Annotated in this window: 17 protein-coding genes; 5 read left to right on the top strand and 12 right to left on the bottom strand. The window is 42.5% G+C overall.

The genetic code is table 11. The features are described 5' to 3' along the window. Window positions 1-51: 51 nt before the first annotated feature. The 10 genes from J0X13_RS07240 to J0X13_RS07195 form a co-directional block, all read right to left on the bottom strand. Complete coding sequence (locus tag J0X13_RS07240; RefSeq protein ID WP_207070741.1) at window positions 52-909, bottom strand: ferredoxin reductase domain-containing protein; 858 nt, start codon at window positions 907-909, stop codon at window positions 52-54. 45 nt (window positions 910-954) lie between these two features. Then, a complete protein-coding gene (locus J0X13_RS07235; protein ID WP_207070740.1) occupies window positions 955-1,164 on the bottom strand; it encodes a hypothetical protein in 210 nt (69 codons plus the stop codon). Between the two features lie 16 nt (window positions 1,165-1,180). Further along, the gene (locus J0X13_RS07230) at window positions 1,181-1,762 is read right to left on the bottom strand and encodes an electron transport complex protein RnfA (RefSeq protein WP_207070739.1); all 582 of its coding nucleotides are present in this window, start codon (window positions 1,760-1,762) and stop codon (window positions 1,181-1,183) included. Continuing rightward, a complete protein-coding gene (gene rsxE, locus J0X13_RS07225) occupies window positions 1,759-2,391 on the bottom strand; it encodes an electron transport complex subunit RsxE (RefSeq protein ID WP_207070738.1) in 633 nt (210 codons plus the stop codon). The genes J0X13_RS07230 and rsxE overlap by 4 nt, the downstream gene beginning before the upstream one ends. After that, window positions 2,378-3,079, bottom strand: a complete 702-nt coding sequence (locus J0X13_RS07220) for an RnfABCDGE type electron transport complex subunit G (RefSeq protein WP_207070737.1) — start codon at window positions 3,077-3,079, stop codon at window positions 2,378-2,380. The genes rsxE and J0X13_RS07220 overlap by 14 nt, the downstream gene beginning before the upstream one ends. Next, window positions 3,076-4,095: an RnfABCDGE type electron transport complex subunit D gene (locus J0X13_RS07215; protein WP_207070736.1), complete on the bottom strand. Its 1,020-nt coding sequence runs from the start codon at window positions 4,093-4,095 to the stop codon at window positions 3,076-3,078. Before J0X13_RS07215 ends, J0X13_RS07220 begins: the two co-directional genes overlap by 4 nt. Next, the gene (rsxC, locus tag J0X13_RS07210; protein ID WP_207070735.1) at window positions 4,088-5,449 is read right to left on the bottom strand and encodes an electron transport complex subunit RsxC; all 1,362 of its coding nucleotides are present in this window, start codon (window positions 5,447-5,449) and stop codon (window positions 4,088-4,090) included. Before rsxC ends, J0X13_RS07215 begins: the two co-directional genes overlap by 8 nt. An 11-nt stretch (window positions 5,450-5,460) precedes the next feature. After that, window positions 5,461-10,431 carry a 2-oxoacid:acceptor oxidoreductase family protein gene (locus J0X13_RS07205; RefSeq protein WP_207070734.1) on the bottom strand — a complete coding sequence of 1,657 codons (4,971 nt, stop codon included), beginning with the start codon at window positions 10,429-10,431 and terminating at the stop codon, window positions 5,461-5,463. A gap of 40 nt (window positions 10,432-10,471) precedes the next feature. After that, entirely contained in the window at window positions 10,472-10,843 is a 372-nt protein-coding gene (locus J0X13_RS07200) for a hypothetical protein (protein ID WP_207070733.1), read from the bottom strand. Window positions 10,844-11,082: 239 nt separating this feature from the next. Next, entirely contained in the window at window positions 11,083-11,985 is a 903-nt protein-coding gene (locus tag J0X13_RS07195; RefSeq protein ID WP_207070732.1) for a helix-turn-helix domain-containing protein, read from the bottom strand. A gap of 154 nt (window positions 11,986-12,139) precedes the next feature. Here J0X13_RS07195 and J0X13_RS07190 point away from each other — a divergent pair, with 154 nt between their 5' ends. The 5 genes from J0X13_RS07190 to J0X13_RS07170 all read left to right on the top strand — a co-directional run bounded on the left by J0X13_RS07190 (window position 12,140) and on the right by J0X13_RS07170 (window position 17,440). Beyond that, on the top strand, window positions 12,140-12,952 hold the full coding sequence (locus J0X13_RS07190; protein ID WP_207070731.1) for a hypothetical protein: 813 nt from the start codon (window positions 12,140-12,142) through the stop codon (window positions 12,950-12,952). A gap of 79 nt (window positions 12,953-13,031) precedes the next feature. After that, entirely contained in the window at window positions 13,032-13,595 is a 564-nt protein-coding gene (locus J0X13_RS07185; protein WP_207070730.1) for a sugar O-acetyltransferase, read from the top strand. 84 nt (window positions 13,596-13,679) lie between these two features. After that, window positions 13,680-15,917 (top strand): xanthine dehydrogenase family protein molybdopterin-binding subunit, encoded by a 2,238-nt coding sequence (locus J0X13_RS07180; protein ID WP_207070729.1) that lies wholly within the window; start codon window positions 13,680-13,682, stop codon window positions 15,915-15,917. 77 nt (window positions 15,918-15,994) lie between these two features. Further along, on the top strand, window positions 15,995-16,864 hold the full coding sequence (locus tag J0X13_RS07175) for a helix-turn-helix domain-containing protein (protein ID WP_207070728.1): 870 nt from the start codon (window positions 15,995-15,997) through the stop codon (window positions 16,862-16,864). 228 nt (window positions 16,865-17,092) lie between these two features. Continuing rightward, a complete protein-coding gene (locus J0X13_RS07170) occupies window positions 17,093-17,440 on the top strand; it encodes a cyclophilin-like fold protein (protein WP_207070727.1) in 348 nt (115 codons plus the stop codon). Here J0X13_RS07170 and J0X13_RS07165 read toward each other — a convergent pair. After that, on the bottom strand, window positions 17,358-17,681 hold the full coding sequence (locus J0X13_RS07165; RefSeq protein ID WP_207070726.1) for an early set domain-containing protein: 324 nt from the start codon (window positions 17,679-17,681) through the stop codon (window positions 17,358-17,360). The genes J0X13_RS07170 and J0X13_RS07165 overlap by 83 nt on opposite strands. 256 nt (window positions 17,682-17,937) lie before the next feature. Next, a complete protein-coding gene (locus J0X13_RS07160) occupies window positions 17,938-19,347 on the bottom strand; it encodes a purine-cytosine permease family protein (RefSeq protein WP_207070725.1) in 1,410 nt (469 codons plus the stop codon). Between the last annotated feature and the right edge of the window lie 14 nt (window positions 19,348-19,361).

Below are 19,361 nucleotides of genomic sequence, written 5' to 3'. Positions count from 1 at the left end.
ATGATTCACGAATTTGTTTACAATTACGGTTCTTCTTTTTCCCGGTGCAGGTCAAAAAATAATTTCGGCCCACTTTCTACCGGCAATCAATTCAGCTTTTCGGAGTCGCCATGCCTCTTCCGAACCTAAGATTTTGGAAAATGCCTTGTTGAGTTTGTCAAGGATTTTTTCATATCCGGCAACGTAGATGTATGTATTGGACATGGAAAGCAATTCTTTCAGTTCTTTGGTCTGTCCTTCGAGGGCCTTCTCCAATTCAATGGGATCGGCCCAATATGGCCTTGGACTCAATGCATGAAAAGCTTCGAATGTTTCCTCATCGTAATAATTGGTAAGGTCACCATCCTTATCGTTGAGGTAAAGCAGCTCCAAGCCACTACGCGCACCGTAGAACAACCGGATTTTTCCTTTCCAATCCTTTACATTTTTATATATATGCTTAATAAAAGCCCTGAATGGTGCAATTCCAGTACCCATACCAATGAGTATAAGATTGGCTGTCTTGTCCTCGGGTACCCTAAAGGGTATTTGAAATGGACCTGTAACGGTAATTTCATCACCTTTTTTTCTATCACATAAATAGTTGGAAGAAATACCCTCGTATTTTTCACCGCTGAATTCATCCACATAGGAGCAGCGTTTTACTAACATAGTTAGTTGTGGGTTTCCGTTGGCATGCTTGGGCAAATCAGCTATACTATATAACCTATGGTGAAGCTCGTTTCCAAATTCTCCCGTGGATTCGGTCAATACGCCAAAGCTTTGGTCCACTTCGCATTCAAATTGCGAATCTTTTACTTCAAGTACGATCTCACGCACTTCATCGGTGTCGGGTGGCGTTAACCGCACTGTATTTTTTACGACCGCCTTATACCGTTTTTCGGTATCAAAATCAGATAAATGTGCCATGTTCTTAAATTGTATATGTTATATTTTTTTAATTGATTTTCTTCCCTAAAGGACATTTTTTGTATCCTTTTTAGTTACTTCCTTTCTCTCGCAGAAGCCCGTACATCCACAATTAGAGCAACTTCTGCGTCCGGCCAGAACATCGTCTTCCGAATATTCTTCCCGAAATGTTTTTTTCCACAGGGTTTGTACAAGTGCCCATGCCAATACAATGGTTACGGTTAAGCCAATTCCTATAATGAGTGATTTAATCATCCTTTCTTTATTTTTTTTAAGCGCCCAGTCCTGCAAAGCCCATGAAGCAGAGTGATAAAATTCCCGCTATGAACAATGTAAGTGCTGTTCCTTTGGAAATATTGGGCACATCCGCAAAATTCATTTGTTCCCTTATACCGGCAATCAATACCAGTGCGAGCATAAATCCTGCTCCGGCACCCAAAGAATAGATTACACTTTCTAAAAACCCATATCCTTTACTGGTCTGAAACAAGGCCACTCCAAGTATGGCACAATTTGTTGTGATCAATGGGAGAAAAATCCCCAATGATTTAAACAGCGCCGGACTAATTTTTTTGATGAACATTTCCACTAACTGTACCGTTGAAGCAATCACTACAATGTAACTGATCAATTGAAGGAACGGAGCATCGATACTTACCAGAAATGCGTGAATACCGTAGGCGCTCATGGAACTGATGAGCATTACAAACATTACGGCACCACCCATTTTTGTAGCAGTTTCCATTTTTCCGGATACCCCCAAAAATGGACAAATACCCAAGAAATAGGCCAAAACAAAGTTGTTGACCAAGGCGGCATTGAGAAAAATCGAACCTAAGGACTCTGTATTCATGATTTTACTTTTCTTGTTTGTAGTGCATTAATTATAAGTAACCAAAGTGCCAAGGTGAAAAATCCCCCGGCAGGTAATATCATCACAATCCAACTTTGATAACCTTCGGAAAAAAGTGGAACATTAAAAATTGAACCATTGCCAAGTATTTCCCTTACGGCCCCCAAGCAAAAAAGGGCGAGCGTAAATCCGAACCCCATACCCAATGCATCAAGGATAGATCGTCCTATCGTATTTTTCGATGCAAAGGCCTCGGCTCGACTCAATATCAGGCAGTTGACCACTATAAGTGAGATAAACGCTCCCAAACTCTTGTGAAGCTCAACACTAATTGCCTGAATCGCATAATCGGTTACGGTAACAAATGTGGCGATGATGAGTATATATGATGCAATACGCACCTGTTTGGGAACAAAATTTCGTAAAAGCGAGACCAAAATATTCGACATCAATAGCACAAAAGCTGTGGCCAACCCCATGGCAAGTGCATTTTCTGCTGTATTGGAAACTGCCAGAACCGGACACATTCCCAATACTTGCACAAATACGGGATTGTCACGCCACAACCCTTTAATAAACTCATCGGTTGAGGTGACCTTTTGCTTTGATGTTGAATTATCGTTGCTCATTGCTATCCATTTTATGTTGGTCCTTTTTACAATTTTGATGGAGAATAGGAACAACTTCCATAGTACTTTTGCCAATGATATCCCCGATGGCCCGCGAGGAAATTGTGGCTCCAGTGATTCCGTCAATTTCCCAAGCATTTTGCTTTTCACCTTGTTTTACGGTAACAACCTTGTTTTGTAGCTGTCCATCGTTGGAAACGCTGACATCCAGTGCTTTAAAATTGTTGAGAAAGGCTTCATCCTTTTCAATTTTATCTCCAAGTCCAGGGGTTTCCTTACTTTCCAATACCTGAAACCCAATCAATATTTGTTCATTAGGGTCGTAGCCGTAGATAATTCTGATAATATCCGCATAACCCTGACCTGCAGCTTCCACTGCATAGCCTACCAGTTTATCATCTTTGTCATATCCTGCATAGAGAGCTGCTTCAGATTTATCTCCTTCTTCGATTTTAAATAATGTCCCATCAGTGTTCAGTCCAAAGGCCTGTGTATGATCTGTTCCGGGAAGCACTTCGAAAATTGCTTTTTCCAATGCCTCGGCCTTTAATCGCTGAACACGGGGAAGGGTCAATTCATATGTCAACACAATAAGAAAAGCACTTATGATACCTATACCCACCATGGCCAGTAGCATTTTTTTACTGTTCGCAGGATTTTGCATCGCTATGTTGGAGACTTCACTCATGCGGCTTTCATTTTTCTTTTGGTTCCGTACACTCTGTTTTTGATGACCGAATCAATATGCGGAGAAATGGCATTGGCCAATAGTATGGAATACATGACTCCTTCGGATAAACCACCCCAAACTCGTATCACAATGGTCAAAATGCCAATGATTGCCCCGTAAACCCATAAACCGAGCGGTGTAATAGGGGAGGAGACCATGTCTGTGGCCATAAATACCGCACCTAGCATCAACCCGCCGGAAAACAGCATAAACCAAGGTGATGGATATATTTCACTATTGATCAAAAAAAGTACACCACTCAATACAAATGCACTTAATAATATGGCCGCCGGTATTCTCCAATTCATCATATTCCGTGCAATCAAATAAAGCCCCCCTATAATGATGATCACAGCACTGGTCTCTCCTGCCGAACCACTAATTTGACCCAAGGCCAGTTCTACAGTTGAAGTTGTTACTCCATCAAACTTAAATGCTGACAAGGGAGTCGCCCCGGAGATCACATCAAATTTTGGCTCCATGAAGGGCCATGTGAATACCGAACTTGCTACGGTTGAAAAACGATCGGTCAGAAAAGCGGGATGCCAAGTGGTAATGGCGACAGGAAAAGCGGCTTGTAAAACAGCCCTTGCCACGAGTGCCGGATTGAACACATTATATCCCAATCCACCGAAAATATATTTACCAAGGGCGATTCCGATGATTCCACCTATAAAAGCCATCCATAATGGAAAACTTGGAGGCAAGGTGAGCCCTAATAACAGTCCAGTAATAACCGCTGAATAATCACCAACAGTGGTCTTTTTCTTTGAAAGTTTGCAAAGCACATGTTCGGTAAGCACACTGGCGAAGGTTGCAGTCCCAATGACCAGCAAAGCATTCAACCCAAAGGAATAGATAGAGAAAAATACAACGGGCAACAAGGCCCAAACCACATTTTTCATGATCTGTTCGGTGCTCCTCCCACTATTGATATGGGGCGATGTGCTAATATTTAAGGTTTTTCTAAGCATGTACTTTCTCTTTTTTATCTGCTTCCCGCTTTCGAACTATCCGTTTTGCCGATCTAAAATATTGGACCAAGGGAATATGGGAAGGACACACATAGGTGCACGACCCGCATTCAAAACAATCCATCAAATTGTAATCGGAGGCCATTTCGTCATAGGCTTCGAATTTTGCCAATATTCCCAACTTTGATGGATTCAACAATATTGGACAAGCATCGACACAGGCACCACATTTAATACATGGATATATTGTTGTTGACCGGTTCACATCTTTTTTTGTGAACACTAAAATGCCCGAAGTACCTTTTACAATGGATATGTCCAGATTGGAAACCGCCATACCCATCATTGGACCTCCCATATATACTTCACTGATTTCTTGGTCAACCCCTACTTGTTCCAAAACAAAACGCAGGGGAGTACCTACTGGAATTAGATAATTTCCTTTCTTTTTAACTCCTGGTCCCGTGATGGTGATCACGCGTTCTTGGATTCCGCGACCGTGTGGTAGTAATCTGCCGATTTCTGCGGTTGTTGCCACGTTTACAACAACTGCCCCAGCTTCAATAGGAAGCTTGCCCGAAGGTATTTCCTTGCCCAGTATGGCAGTGATCAGCATTTTCTCCGCTCCCTGGGGATATTTTACAGGAAGCACTTGTACAGCAACTGGCAATCCTTTGGGCATATGTTTCGACAAGTGGTCAGCAGCATCTTGTTTGTTGGCTTCAATGCCAATGATGGCCTTTTTTGCCCCCGTAGCTTTCAACAAGTATTTGATTCCGGTAAAAATATCGCTTTCCTGTTCCAACATTACCCGATGGTCCGTGGTTAAATAGGGTTCACATTCCACTCCATTGATGATCAAGGTTTCACATGTTTTGCCTTCTGGAACCTTTAATTTTACATGTGTTGGGAATGCAGCACCTCCCAATCCCACAATACCGGCATCCTGAATTCCTTGCAGAATTTCTTCTGGTGTGGCCGTATCGGGGTCTATTGGATTTCCTTCGAGAACCTCTTGGGTGGAAAAAGGAAAGGCTTCCAGATAAATACCGGTGGACATTTTTCCTGAAATAGTGGGCACATTGGCAATTTTGCGAACCTTTCCGGAAACAGGTGCGTGCATGGGCACGGAAACGTACCCATTTGCCTTGGCCAATAATTGACCCCGTTGCACTTCCTGACCTTCTCGCACCACAATTTCCGAAGGAGCACCAATGTGTTGTGCCATCGGTAAAATTATAAGGGGCGCAAATGGAAATTGCCTAATGGGCAAACCACTTGTCTCGTCCTTACTCTCCGGAGGGTGAATACCGTGTTTAAACGAGTCTTTATGAAGATTGAAAAGGGACATCATGCCTTATTACATTAATTATACTTTTCAGCTCGACTTATCCATTTCTCCATATCTTTTGCAGATCGTTCGGCAGGTAATCCGGGATGAATCACTCCTGCAGTACATTTTTCCGCTGCTTTGACCAAGTCTTCATACGGTCCGGCCTTCGGATTTTTGATGTAAGCTTTGTTATCCTCGTTATAAGCAAAAATGTTGGGGTTGAGCTTGATGCACTCATCACAGGAACTGCATTCGTCAGTTTCCAGCCATGGGGCCATATATTCCCCATTTGATGATGGTTCTTCTACTGCAACTCCATTGCTCTCAACTGGTTTTTCCAATGCCATTGTTAACAGATCGTTTCCATTCCCATTACCACCAGCAAGTTGCATAAGTCCCTGTGCAATATTTCCGACAACCTCGTTTCTTATTTTTTCTTCGAGGTTTTCTTCTTGTGGTTTTTCTGGTTCCACTCCGGCAATATCGCGTAGCATCAGCCAGAAATCCCTACGTTCTTCGCAAGACTCCACAATGGCTTTTGCGACCAATACCCGATTAAGTTTCTGATTTCTATCAACTGCCCAGATATAAGGGAATTTGCCTTCACGTTCGTTTTCTTCCATTTCTAAAAATTCTGCCAGGGGCATCATATTATCGTTCCAGGCGCTGCGTGGTACTTTTCTGAAATGTTTCCTGAAACGTGCCTCGGTCAATGCAAAGTCGGCAAACGTCATCGGTAGTTCCATGGTGCGTTCCTGACCGTATTCGAGATATTTTAAGTTATAAGTTGGCCAGATTTGATCCATGGCAGGGTTGCCTGCTAAATCAAATGCTTCCCGGGCTTTTATTCCATGATCGGGATTGTATTTGAATATAGGATAAGCCCTGGATTCTACTGCAAGTTTAGCTTGATTTGCCCCTTTGTCATCACCTACACCATGTTCGGGTTGGCAGGTGGTGTACAGGTTAAAAATAGCTGGTCGCTTGGTCATCAAGCCATCGATAAATCCTTCTATCATTTGACTTGTGTTGGCCAAAGTGGCTTGCATTACATAAGTGTTTCTGTGTGCCATGGCAATGAGACCAATCTCTTTTCGAGGCTCACTTTTACCTTTCCATACTTTACCATATTGGGCCATATCGGAAACTTGACCAATAAATCCAGAAGTACAGGCTTGTCCACCTGTGTTGGAATATACCTGTGTATCAAGTACGATTACTTTGATCGGTTTGCCGGAAGCCATCATTCTTGATAAGTTTTGGAAACCGATATCGTACATGGCACCGTCACCGCCTAGTGTTACCACTGGAGGACATAGCAACCATTCTTCATCTGTAAATTGTTTCCAAGTAAAATAGGTGAAGAAATCGTCATGTTCGTCGGCATTGTATTTCCCTTCGAGCTCCAATTCTGCTTTGCGTATGGTCTTGAAACCATCGGCCATTTTGGCCATATGTCCTTCAAAAACACCCATCGCCATGGAAGGTGAGTCTTGGAACAAGTGGTTGGCCCAAGGGAATGGATAAGGGTTGAATGGCCAAGTACTTCCCCATACCGAAGAACAACCAGTGGAATTGAGGATACCCATATTGGACCTTCCTTTTCCGGTGGTTCCGTTGGTATATTTCCATTTAAGTTTGTTCAGTTGAGCGAGTAATTGGGTAACATTGCGCAACCATTCCTGATCAATGGGTTCACCTCCATTTTTAGATTCCAACCTTCTGGTAATCTCCGACATGGTCAAATCTGAATTTTTCATTTCGGAAACTATTTTGGACATGGCCTCCGAATCGGTCAAATTCACACGGTCCATCAATTTTCCTTGGATATGTCTTTCCAATTTGTTGGTCAATTCTTCCAGATAGGCCATGTGTTTTTCTATACGCGGTTGCATGAGGGATTCCACGGTGGCCGTGAAAATATGTACCACCGATTTTTCGGAACAGCCTAAACAGGCTCCATCGCCACTGGCAAAATTCAGGTAGGCATCTTTGTTCAATAGAATTGTTTCCAGTGGACCTATTTTTTCTTCAAGATCATCGATTCGATTGAATTTTTGCGGTGTGTTGGGTAGATCTAGCCAAAAATCCCATTCTTTGTTCAGTTTGGCGATGGACCCTTCGGTCTGTGGTATTTTGATCAAAGCATCATCATTACAAACAGCAACACATTCCATGCATCCCTTACATGTGTTCGGGTTGATGGTTATACTGAACAATCCGCCACTATTTTCTTCTTTTTTCTCATGTAGGTCGTAGTAGGGGCGGGTTAAAGCGAAATTGAATTCGCCCAACTCTTCTTTGAACCAATCGAGTTCTTGGGTCAATTCCTTGCCATTGCCCAGCTCATCGAGCGTCATGTCTATGGCATGCTGCATATAGTCATTGACGGTTGCTCCGTTTTTTGAACCTGCAAACAATTTTCTGACATGCCCTTCCATTTTACGGACCGCTTTGGGCAAATGCTCAACTTTACCGTGGTTGTTTTTTACACGTTTCACTATAGTGTCGAAAACATCGGATACTTCACTTACCAGTCCGGGTATTGCGGTATCGGGACATATCGTGTAGCAGTTTCCGCATGCGGTACAATTGTTTGGTACCCATTCAGGGTGCTCGAAACGTATACCGGTCATATTTCGGAATACGGAGGAAACGGCTGGCATTACACTCAAGCCTATAAATGGATCGGTGAGGTTATCATTCCCCATTCCCTGCAGATAGAAATTACCTGTTTGTTCCCAAAAACGATGGATATCGCTCAACTGTGATTCACTTTGTGGAATTTCCTTCATCATTCTTGGGATGGGAAGGGGTTCTTTTACAGCACCATTGGTCTTGTTGCCTGCTCCCAAAACTTTATTGGTGATTTCATGAACTTCATCAAAGCCACGTTTTACCACACGCATATTATCATCCACCACACGTTGGCCCTTAGATCCAAATTTATGTTGCAATTGGTCCTCAATGGCTTTCAATAATTTTTCTTCGGATAACCCTGATTTCTTCATTAAGGGCGATGCGGCAAAAAATGCTCCTTGGAAGGCAATTCCCTGCATACGTAGTTGTAGTTCGGGGTCGGTGGCTTCTTCCCTCGCAATTTTAAATCCATCGATATAGAACACATGAATATCATTATCTATAATGATTTTTTGATAGCGTTCAGGAATATCCGCCCAAACTTCATCAGGTGTTTGTTTATCGCTCTGGATAATAAAATTCCCTCCCTTTTTAAGACCGGCCAATGCGTTGGTATGTTTAAATACATTGGGATCCGGGGATAATACAACATCCACAAAGTAGTATTCGCAATTTATTCGGATGGGCTCCGAAGAGGCTGCGAGATAATATGTTGTGGGCTGTCCTTTCTTCTCCGAACCATATTTAGGATTGGCCTTAATATTGTACCCCAATAACTCATATAGGGTCATGGCGAGGTTTTTACCCGTAGTGATTGCACCCCAGCCACCAATGGAATGAAAGCGTACCGTGATGGCGTCTTTTGGCATAAGGTTGGGGTTTTCCGAGCCCCTAATGCCCAGTTCCTTAACAAGTGGATAGGATTCTTGGATACTTTCCTGATATGCTTTTTGCTTGGGGGAATGTGGTATTTGTCGGATAAAGTCTATGGAGAGATAAAATTGTTTTTTGTGTTTACCATCGGGCAACATATTTTCTACTGCTCCTATGATGCCTTCCGGTTGTAAGTCGCGGCTACCCATACCAAAGGAACCCGAGTAAATTGCGGGCATATCGGATATGGAATAGGAACTCAACTCTGGATAGGCTTTGTGTTTTTTATCCCTGCCATTTTCAACGCACTTGTTTAAAACAGAGCGTACTTCTCGTGTAATTGGGGAGTCGACGGCCAATGGTTGGTCCAATCTTTCCAAAATAGTCACGGCTTTTTTACCTTTTAAAATTTCTCCGAGCATATCGGAAGGGAATGGCCTAAACATAACAAGGTCGACCACACCTACTTTTATTCCTCTGGTTTCGCGTAAGTAATCCACAACAACTTCTGCACTGGGAACCAAACTTCCCTGACCTAAAATAAGGTAATCGGCATCTTCTGCTCGATAGGTCATTACTCGTTGATAGTGTCTTCCGGTGAGTTCGTAGTATTCTTTGAACGCCTGATCTGCCAACTCCTTAATATGGTCAAAGAAAAATGGACGTTGGGCAGCAACACTTTGCATGTAAGAATCCTGATTTTGTACAATACCGGCCATCACAGGGTTATCCACATCCCATAATTCGGGAATACGTCTACGCGTATCACCATAAATGATGCGTTGTGCAGGTGTTGGTGTTTTGATGATGTCGTCTGGACGGCCCAGATACTCTTTGATCAATTCACGTTCGGGCAAAAGGAAGGATTCGATCAAATGTGTGGTCAAAAACCCATCTTGTGCGATAATACCTGGAGTCAGCGCCAATTCGGCAATGCGGTGGGCAATAATGTTAAGGTCGGCCACATGTTGCGCCTTCTTGGCAAACATTTGAAAAAAGCCAGTATCGTCAATAGCATGATAATCATCGTGCCCGGCATGAACGTTCAATGTGGATTTGGTCATGGCACGTGCACCGATGTTCAGTACATAGGTAAGGCGTTTACCCACTGCGGCATAAAGGGATTCGTGCATGTAGGCAATACCCTGCCCGGAAGAAAAGTTTGCAGCACGCAAACCGGTCATGGACAAGCCAGCGGTAACTGCAGCAGCGGCGTGTTCCCCTTCCGGTTCAATAAATATCAAAGGTTTGTCCGAAATATTCAAATGTCCCTTAGCAGCTGCATCGGCCCAGTATTCCCCCATTTGCGTAGAGGGTGTAATGGGGAATGCGCCAGCAGCATCGGTAGATTCGCGCTCGCACATAATTGCGGCGGTATTTCCGTCCATTGCTACTGGTTTTCCAGGGTATTTGAATTTGGATGATTTCTTCTCTTTGCCTTTTGTGATGTTTTTGGGTACTCCAATTTTCTGCAAAACTGACTTGCTCATAATATGAGGATTAATGTTGTACTAATTAATAGGTATGCTTTCAAAATTTTGAATTTGTAACTCCGACCAATTGTTTGGTATAGGCGGCCAAATCAATGCAGCTTTTCATCTTGTCGAATTCTGCACTGTATTCCTCATCCATCGTGAATGTTATGGGACTCAAATCAAAACTGTTGAATTCACTGTTAATGGTTTGGCATTTGTTCAACAATATTTCCACGGTATCATCCTCATTGGATTCAACCCCATGTTTTAACAAAAACCCGTTTAAGTAATGAGAAATAGATTTTCGGGCGCTTCTGCATACCATATAGGGTACTACATCTTCTGCTGGTCGATTTAACTCACTTTGGGCTGCCTCAAGAAACTGATCAGCCTGCTCGAATTTGGTCTTGATTTGATTGGTGTCCATAATAAATATTTTTATTTGGTTATAGAGAACCAAAACAGTTGTTAGCAATTGCCACTAAAATTATTGAAAGTAAAGTCTTCATTTAATGACATTTATCAGTATCTGAAGAAATTTTATGGAATAAGAAGGACTACGATAAACCCATAGCTGAGCATGAACTTAACCTTGGTCCTTTTTACTTCGATCTATTTTATCTCTGTGTAAAAGTTTGAATAAGGAGAGTATGAAAGATGCTGATGTTAGTTCATCATTCTATATTCGTTGGGAGAGTAGCCCACCTTGCTCTTGAATAAACGGGAGAAGTGTTGGGGATGTTTAAAGCCAAGTTCATAGGCAATTTCGCTAACAGTTTTCGAGGGATCGAAAATACGTTCTTTTGCGACCTCGATAAGTTTGGCCTGAATGATTTCGAGCGCACTTTTTCCTGTCTCTTTTTTAATAAGATCACCAAAATAGTTGGCGGACAAATATTGTTCCTGGGCAAAATGTCCTACAGATGGGCAGCCCTGCTCGCTGGCCTTTCCTGAATAGAGGTAATGGTGGAGCGACCTTTTGAATTGATGGACCACACTATCGTTCACGACATCGCGGGTAATAAATTGACGGTCGTAAAAGCGTGAGCAATAACGTAGAAAAAGTTCTATATTGGATACAATGAGCTCTTTGCTATGCTTGTCTATATCCCGTTCCAGTTCAAATCGTATTTTCTCAATACAATCAATAATAATTTCTCGTTCTTTTTGAGATAGGTGCAATGCCTCGCTCAACTCATAGGAAAAGAAGGAATATTTGGAAATAATTTCACCCAAATTGGTTTTTCGCAGTAAATCAGGGTGAAACAATAAGGCATAACCGGATGGAACATAGTCATCACCGTTTTCAATCTGGACAATTTGTCCAGGACCTATGAATACCAAAGTACCCTCTTGAAAGTCATAATACTTTCTGCCGTATTTTAGAATACAATCCGGGTTCTGTTTTAAGAATATTCCATAAAAATTGAAACGGAGCGCTTCAATGCCCTTTTGCGAATTTCTTTTCAAATTGTGCAGGTTCATCACACTCACCAAAGGATGTTGTGAGATTTGGTTGAATCGATTACAGTAATCGTTTACGGTCTCTAAGTTGATGATCTCGCTCATATCACCACAATGTACCCAAAACAATCAACCAAAACAATAGTTACCTGTTGGTCAGAGTCATTATCCGTAAAAAAGGTAAATCTTTCTGTAAAATGGGTACGACAGTTAATCACCATTCCTGCTATCTTTGAGAAAATTAACCAACTAACCCATCATGACAAGTATTGACCCCAGAAGGAGTAGGTGCGGAGCTTTGCAATTCTCACCATTATCTTCTTTCCTCAGCAGAAGACCTATCCGGTTTTTTATTATAATTGGTAGTCTTCTCATTTACAATGTTTCTTTGGCCCAAGAGGAAAGAAAACCCTTCTTGGATGATTTTAGTGGAACAGCAAGTGTTACCAACAATGGAATTTCGCTGATTCCATCTTTTTCTTTGGGAGACCCGGCATTGATCTTTGACCTTAAGTTCAAAAAAGGGAGGTTGAGTTTTGAGCCAGATATGCGCTTTGCCTTGGAAGGCAAACCTTGGACATTTATTTTTTGGTGGCGGTACAAAGCTATCGAAAAAGAGAAGTTCTCTCTCCGGGTCGGGGCGCATCCAGCCATTAACTTTAGGACCATACCCATTATGAGGAACGGTGCTTCGGAGGATATTTTGGAGGCAAGGAGATATTTGGCGGCAGAAGTGGTTCCAACGTTTAAAGTGGCAGAGAACATAGATGTCGGAATGTATTATCTCCATGGCCGCGGGTTTGATGACGGTGTGAAACAGACCAACTTCGTTGTTTTTACATCGACGTTTAAAAACCTTTATGTAACGGACCAATATTACTTTGATATTACTCCGCAGGCCTATTTTTTGGCTACGGATGATATACAAGGATATTATTTAGCCGGATTCTTATCCTTTAAGAAAAAGGATTTTCCACTATCCATATCCGCTATTTTAAACAAGGCTTTGGATACGGAAATTGTTCCCGAGGACGATTTTACTTGGAATGTTTCCCTGGTATATAGTTTCTAAAAGATTCAATAAGGTGTAAGATTATTTTTAGTAGCCCATAAGTATCTTTTTTTAAGGTAAAGGACCATCAGAAAATTGAATGAAAGCAATGAATATATTTGAAAGATTGACATCGGGTGAAGAAATTCCAATGAACGACCCCGATTATGCACAAATAGGAGTTGGGGTCAACAAGACCATTGTACTGTCCACTAAATTAAACGCTTCCAAAAACGTGGATGAGATCAGAACGGTATTAAGTGAAATCATTGGTGTTGAGGTGGATAAAACCACTACACTTTTTACACCTTTTTATACCAATTACGGAAAGAACATTTCTTTGGGCAAGAATGTTTTCATCAACCATGCCTGTAGTTTTTTGGACCTGGGAGGTATTACCATTGAAGATGATGTTATGATAGGTCCGCGGGTAAGCATTACCTCGGAGAACCATCCAACGGACATCAAAACAAGGAAGAGTATGCGCCCGAGTTCCGTGTTCATCAAAAAGAATGTTTGGATTGGAGCGAGCGCAACAATTCTACCGGGAGTAACAATAGGGGAGAACTCCGTGGTGGCCGCTGGGGCTCTTGTGAATAAAGATGTACCGCCCAACACGGTGGTTGCAGGTGTTCCTGCGAAAGTTTTAAAAACAATTAAATAACTATAGGTGAAGGATACCTTGAATATTCGTTATTTTAAGGGGAAACTTAGATAAGACAATACGAAAAGCAAATAAAAAGTAACCATGGCTACTACCAAAACTCAAATGAATAGGCGATTATTTTTAAAATCATCCACACTTGCAGGTGGAGGTATGCTGCTCGGCTTTAGTTGGATGATTTCCTGCAAAGACCAAGCAAAAAAAGTTGGTATGGAAATGCCGGAGGATTGGATAGAGGTGAACGGTTACATTAAGATCGGAGAAAATGGCATGGTGACCATTATGTCCCCAAACCCAGAGGGCGGTCAAAACGTTAAGACTTCCATGCCCATGATCGTGGCCGATGAGCTGGATACGGATTGGGACATGGTTGTGGTGGAGCAAGCACCATTGGATACCGACCGATATACGCGTCAATTTATTGGAGGTAGCCAGGCCATCCGGCAGAGTTGGGAACGCTTACGGCAAGCCGGGGCATCGGCCAAATATATGTTGATGCAGGCCGCGGCGGAGAGCTGGGGCGTGCCCATGACGGAAATAACGGCGGAAAAAGGACAGTTGACACATTCAGCAAGTGGTAAAAAAGGCCATTATGGGGAGTTTGCCACTGCAGCCTCCCAACTCTCAGTGCCAGAAACAGTCTCTTTAAAAGATATTGAAGACTTCACCATAATTGGTACCTCCAAAAAGAATGTGGACACAAAAAAAATAATCACCGGTAAGCCCTTGTTTGGGATGGATTATATGCAAGAAGGGATGCTGACCGCCATGATCGTGCACCCACCTGCTTTTGGTTTGACCCTAAAAAGTTTTGATGCATCATCCTTAAAGGGAATGCCCGGCATAAAAGATGTTTTCTCCATAAAAACCTATGCCGATGATTACGAATGGCAATATTTTGACACCAATTCCTTTTTGGAATTGGTCGTAGTGGTGGGGGATTCCACATGGGAGGTCATGAATGCAAAAAAAGCACTCGCACCCCATATAGAATGGGAAACCAGGCCCGAGCTGAAGATAGCCAGAGATCGATTTGGCAGCAAAACCACCATGGTTTATCCGGCTGGACTGGAAAATACATCGGATCATAACCAAAAGATGTTGGAAATGTCCAACCAAAAGGGCGACGAGCGTAGAAAAGATGGCGATCCCGATAGGGCCTTGCGCGAAGCGGACCAAGTTTTGGAGCGTTCCTATACCGCACCCTTTTTGGCCCATAACTGTATGGAGCCCATGAACTTTTTTGCCCACGTAACTGAAGAAAAAGCCGATTTTGCAGGCCCGCTTCAAAAGCCTGAATTTACAGAAAAGACCCTCTCTTCGAGATTGGACATTCCTTTGGATAAAATTGATATAAAAATGACCCGGCTGGGTGGTGGATACGGACGTAGGTCCTATGCGCATTGGCTGGTAGAGGCTGGTATAGTTTCCAAGCGTATGAATGCACCGGTTAAACTGATGTATACACGCGAAGATGATATGACCGCAGGAATTTACCGACCAGCATACAGAGCTACGTATAAAGCAGCTCTGGATGGGGATAAGAAGATTACAGGCTTGCACTTAAATGCAGGTGGCGTGCCAGAAAGCCCCATGTATGCCGATCGCTTTCCCGCAGGGACTTTGGATAATTACTTGGCCGAAGATTGGGCTATTCCCTCCAATATTACCGTGGGTTCCTTTAGGGCACCAAGATCTAATTTTATGGCCTGTGCGGAGCAGACCTTTTTGGACGAATTGGCAGAAACAATGGGAAAAGATCCCATCGAACTACGTTTAGAATTGTTGAGTCGGGCAGAAACCGATCCTGTTGGAGAACGAAACGATTACGACCCAGGCCGATATAAAGGTGTTTTGGAATTGGTAAGGGACAAATCCAATTGGGGGGAAGATAAACCAGGTGTTTTCCGTGGTGTAGCGGCATATTTCTGCCATAATAGCTATGTGGCCCAAGTGCTGGACCTTATTATGGAAGATGGCCAACCAAAAGTGGACAAAGTATATTGTGCCGTTGATTGTGGCATTGTAGTCAATCCCGATGCCGCCAAGAATTTATTGGAAGGTGCCGTGGTGGACGGAATCGGGAATGCCATGTTTGGATCATTGAGCATTAAGGATGGAAAGCCCAACAAGGAAAATTTTGATGACTACCGTATGATTCGGATGTCGGAAGCCCCAAAAGAAATCGAGGTACATTTTGTGGAAAACCAAATAGACCCCACTGGTTTGGGTGAACCTGCCTTTCCACCCATATTCCCAGCGTTGGCCAATGCTATGTACAAGGCCACCGGTAAACGATTGTATGGACAGCCTTTTTTATAAGGCAATATTTGGTTTTTAATAGAAGTTTGGGAAAATGTTTTATTTACCCACTGGTTTGAATTTCTTAACTTTGCAACATGCAAACAAAAACAGAAAAATCGGTGTCCCCCTTCAATAGCGAATTAAAGCTTAAAGGATTTAATATATTTAAAATTGAAGAGGACAGTAGTGCGACCAAAATTTACAGTCGTAAGGATTTTTACAAGATTTGTTTGACCACTGGTAAGAGCATCATTAATTATTCCGATAGAAGTTTTGAGCAGGAAGGCACCATTCTATTTTTTGGTAATCCACACATACCTTACTCGTGGGAGACTATTTCGACCACTTACGTTGGCTATACCTGTTTGTTCTCGGAGGAATTTTTAAATATGTCCGAACGTTCCGATAGTATTTTAAAATCTCCATTGTTCAGTTTGGGCGGCACACCGGTTTTGAAGATAAGTGAGGATCAGCGTCTTTTCCTGAATTCCATTTTTGATAAAATGATGGAGGAACAACAAACAGACTATTCCTTTAAGGATGATTTGATTAGAAATTATATTCACCTTATTTTACACGAAGCCTTAAAGATGCAACCTTCGGAGAACTACGTGAAGCACCAGAGTGCGGCATCACGGTTGACCAATGTGTTTTTAGAGCTTTTGGAAAGACAGTTTCCTATAGAGACTGCCGATAATCCATTGCAGTTGAGAAGTCCACAAGACTATGCCGATAATCTTTCCGTACATGTGAATTACTTGAATAAATCCATAAAAGAGGTTACGGGGAAATCTACATCTACCCATATATCTGAACGTATTGTTACCGAAGCCAAAGCACTGTTGCAGCACACCAATTGGAATGTAAGCGAAATAGCTTATGCACTTGGATTCGATTATCCTACCTACTTTAATAACTACTTTAAAAGACTTACAGGTACTACTCCAAAGGCGATTCGCGCCTAATATTTGATTTTCTTAATTTTTGATTCGATTATCATTAACTTATAGCTAAAGAGGTAAGTTAACTTTGTATCGTGTTTTTAGGGCTAACAGAACATGCCTTATCACGGCTATAAATTCAGGATGATGAAAACACTCATGTTTTCAACTTCACTGTTCCTTTGCTTTACTGTCCTATGGTTATCTGGTAAAGAAATGAGCACTGAAAAAGAACAACTAACCATTAATGATATGAAATTAAAAATCTCATTCGGGGATACCGAACTTACCGCCACCTTGTACGACAATCCAACTTCAAGGGATTTAATCTCCATGCTTCCCATTACCACGGAACTGGAGGATTATGCCAGCAACGAAAAAATATTCTATCCCGAAAGAAAATTGACCAAAGGTGGGGCGCCAAGCGGATACGAACCAAGCAAGGGTGATATTACCTATTATGCTCCATGGGGCTATGTGGCTATTTTTTATAAAAATTTCAGCTATTCGTCTGGGCTTATCGGATTGGGTCGACCGTGCGAACACTGTCTATGGAAAAATGATAACGGTAGAGTTCTGATGGCAATTCGAGGGTGGTAAAGGTCCAAATACCTTTCTCCCCTTTTTCCATCTCATAGGAAATAGTAGCGAAGGCATGTTCGCCATCCAAACTGCCCGATACACTTACTGTTTGAGCCAAGGGTGCCTTTACGCGAAAGGTTACTGTGTTGTCGGGGTTGATTTCGGGGGAAACCAGAGCTGGTTCGTTGAAAAGATCTTGTTGGGCATAGGTTGATAGGGTCATCAAACCTAAAGCCACGAATAAAAATTTGTTTTTCATGATTATGGTGTTTGTTTTTTATGTGCTCCGCTAATTGCTGAGGGCATGTAAATTTTAATGCCAATCCATGGGTTCTACCATGTAATCGGTCATCATCAAACCTTACTGTTTTGTCCTTGGATGTACCTTGTCAAAACGGTGGAGTTGATAATCAAGTAAAATTATGGGATAAACCTAGCTATTGGTATACCACTATTACTGATATAGATACCCGTATTACCGATGCCTTATAAAATGGTGATGATTTGCTGTTTTTTTACGAGCTGAAAGTTTTCTTTTTAGAAAAAAGTAAAAAGAGTAGTCCGCAAAACAACCACGCTGGCAAGGTCATGAAGGATAAAAAGACATCAAAAGTTACCGATATAAAGTAACAAACTCCAAAACTGATGGCCCAGGCCCAAAATACCGCCCGATTGAACTTCATATTCATTTTTTCGGCGTAATCTATGATGATATTGGCCTTTTTGCCATAAAAATGCTCAAATACGATGATAGCTCCCATGGGCGCCAAAATAAAACCGTAAAGTGCTACAAAATCCAATAGTTTCATCGCGAATGCAGGGAAAAGACCGGCCAAGGTGGCCACACTACCTGCAATAATGGTTACCCAGAAGGTCGAGGTTTTTGGAATAATGGCCTGAAAAGCCAATCCTGCCCTGTAAATGGTAGGGTTGGCCGTTGTCCATCCTGCCAAAACAACGGCAATGGCTCCAAAGATGCCCAAAGCGTTGTAAGCCAGGGGTCCCGGTGCAACTGTTGGCGCCGTACCATCCGACAAAGCGGCCTGTGCTTCGGGAGATTTCAAGTAAACAGCATAAAGTAGTGCTGCTGCAATCCATGCCATGTAGTGGCCTACATACATTCCTGCTGCGGTGGTCCAGCCAGAACTTGCTTTTTTTGCAAATCGGAACACGGAAAGGTCGGACATTCCCACATGCATGGCTGCATTGGCAAACCAAGACCAAATCATAACATGCCAAAATGTATATTTAATTTGGCCTGGGAAAGGCTCACTTCCCTCGCCCCAAATATTCCAAAAATCCGCAAAACTGTTCACATCAAGGTCACGCAAGGCAACAATGCCACTGGCCAAAAATGCCAATACAATTATAGGTGACATATAGTTGGCCGCTTTGGAAACAGTCTCATATCCTTTTGCGGCAATCAACGATATCACCGCTCCAATCGCCAATACAATTACAATCCATGTAATTCCATTGGGCATGGTGTCCGTTAACTTGGGCATTTCCATATCAAAAGGAATACCCACTGCAGTGGCCGAAACCGTGATCATAGCGCCAGCAAGAAAACAGAAGAGGATTCCATTCGCAAGATTGTAGACCGTCACTAAATTTTTCCCCACAATTTTCTCCAATTGATAGTATAGGGTAAGTCGGTACTTCACCGCTATTTCTGCCGTAAGAAATCGCCAGCTCAATACTGCCAAAAGATTTCCCAAAAGAAGTCCAACAATTAAATCGAAGGCGCTCACACCTGTGGTTAAAAAGAGTGGGCCGATTACAAATTCGGTACCTGCTGCATGTTCGCCGGCATACATCCCCAAAAAGCTTTTCCAACTTTTCAGTTTTGATTGCGGAACAGGTTCTCTTTCAAATTCGCCGCCTGCTATCTCCTCGATTTCTTCATCAATATTATATTGGCTCATGTGGGTTTGGTTTG

The sequence above is a fragment of the [Muricauda] lutisoli (nom. illeg.) genome (assembly GCF_017313105.1).
Classification (GTDB): Bacteria; Bacteroidota; Bacteroidia; order Flavobacteriales; family Flavobacteriaceae; genus Flagellimonas; species Flagellimonas lutisoli.
The sequence above is the reverse complement of the archived record's forward strand: the minus strand, read 5'-3'. Positions and strand labels throughout refer to the sequence as shown.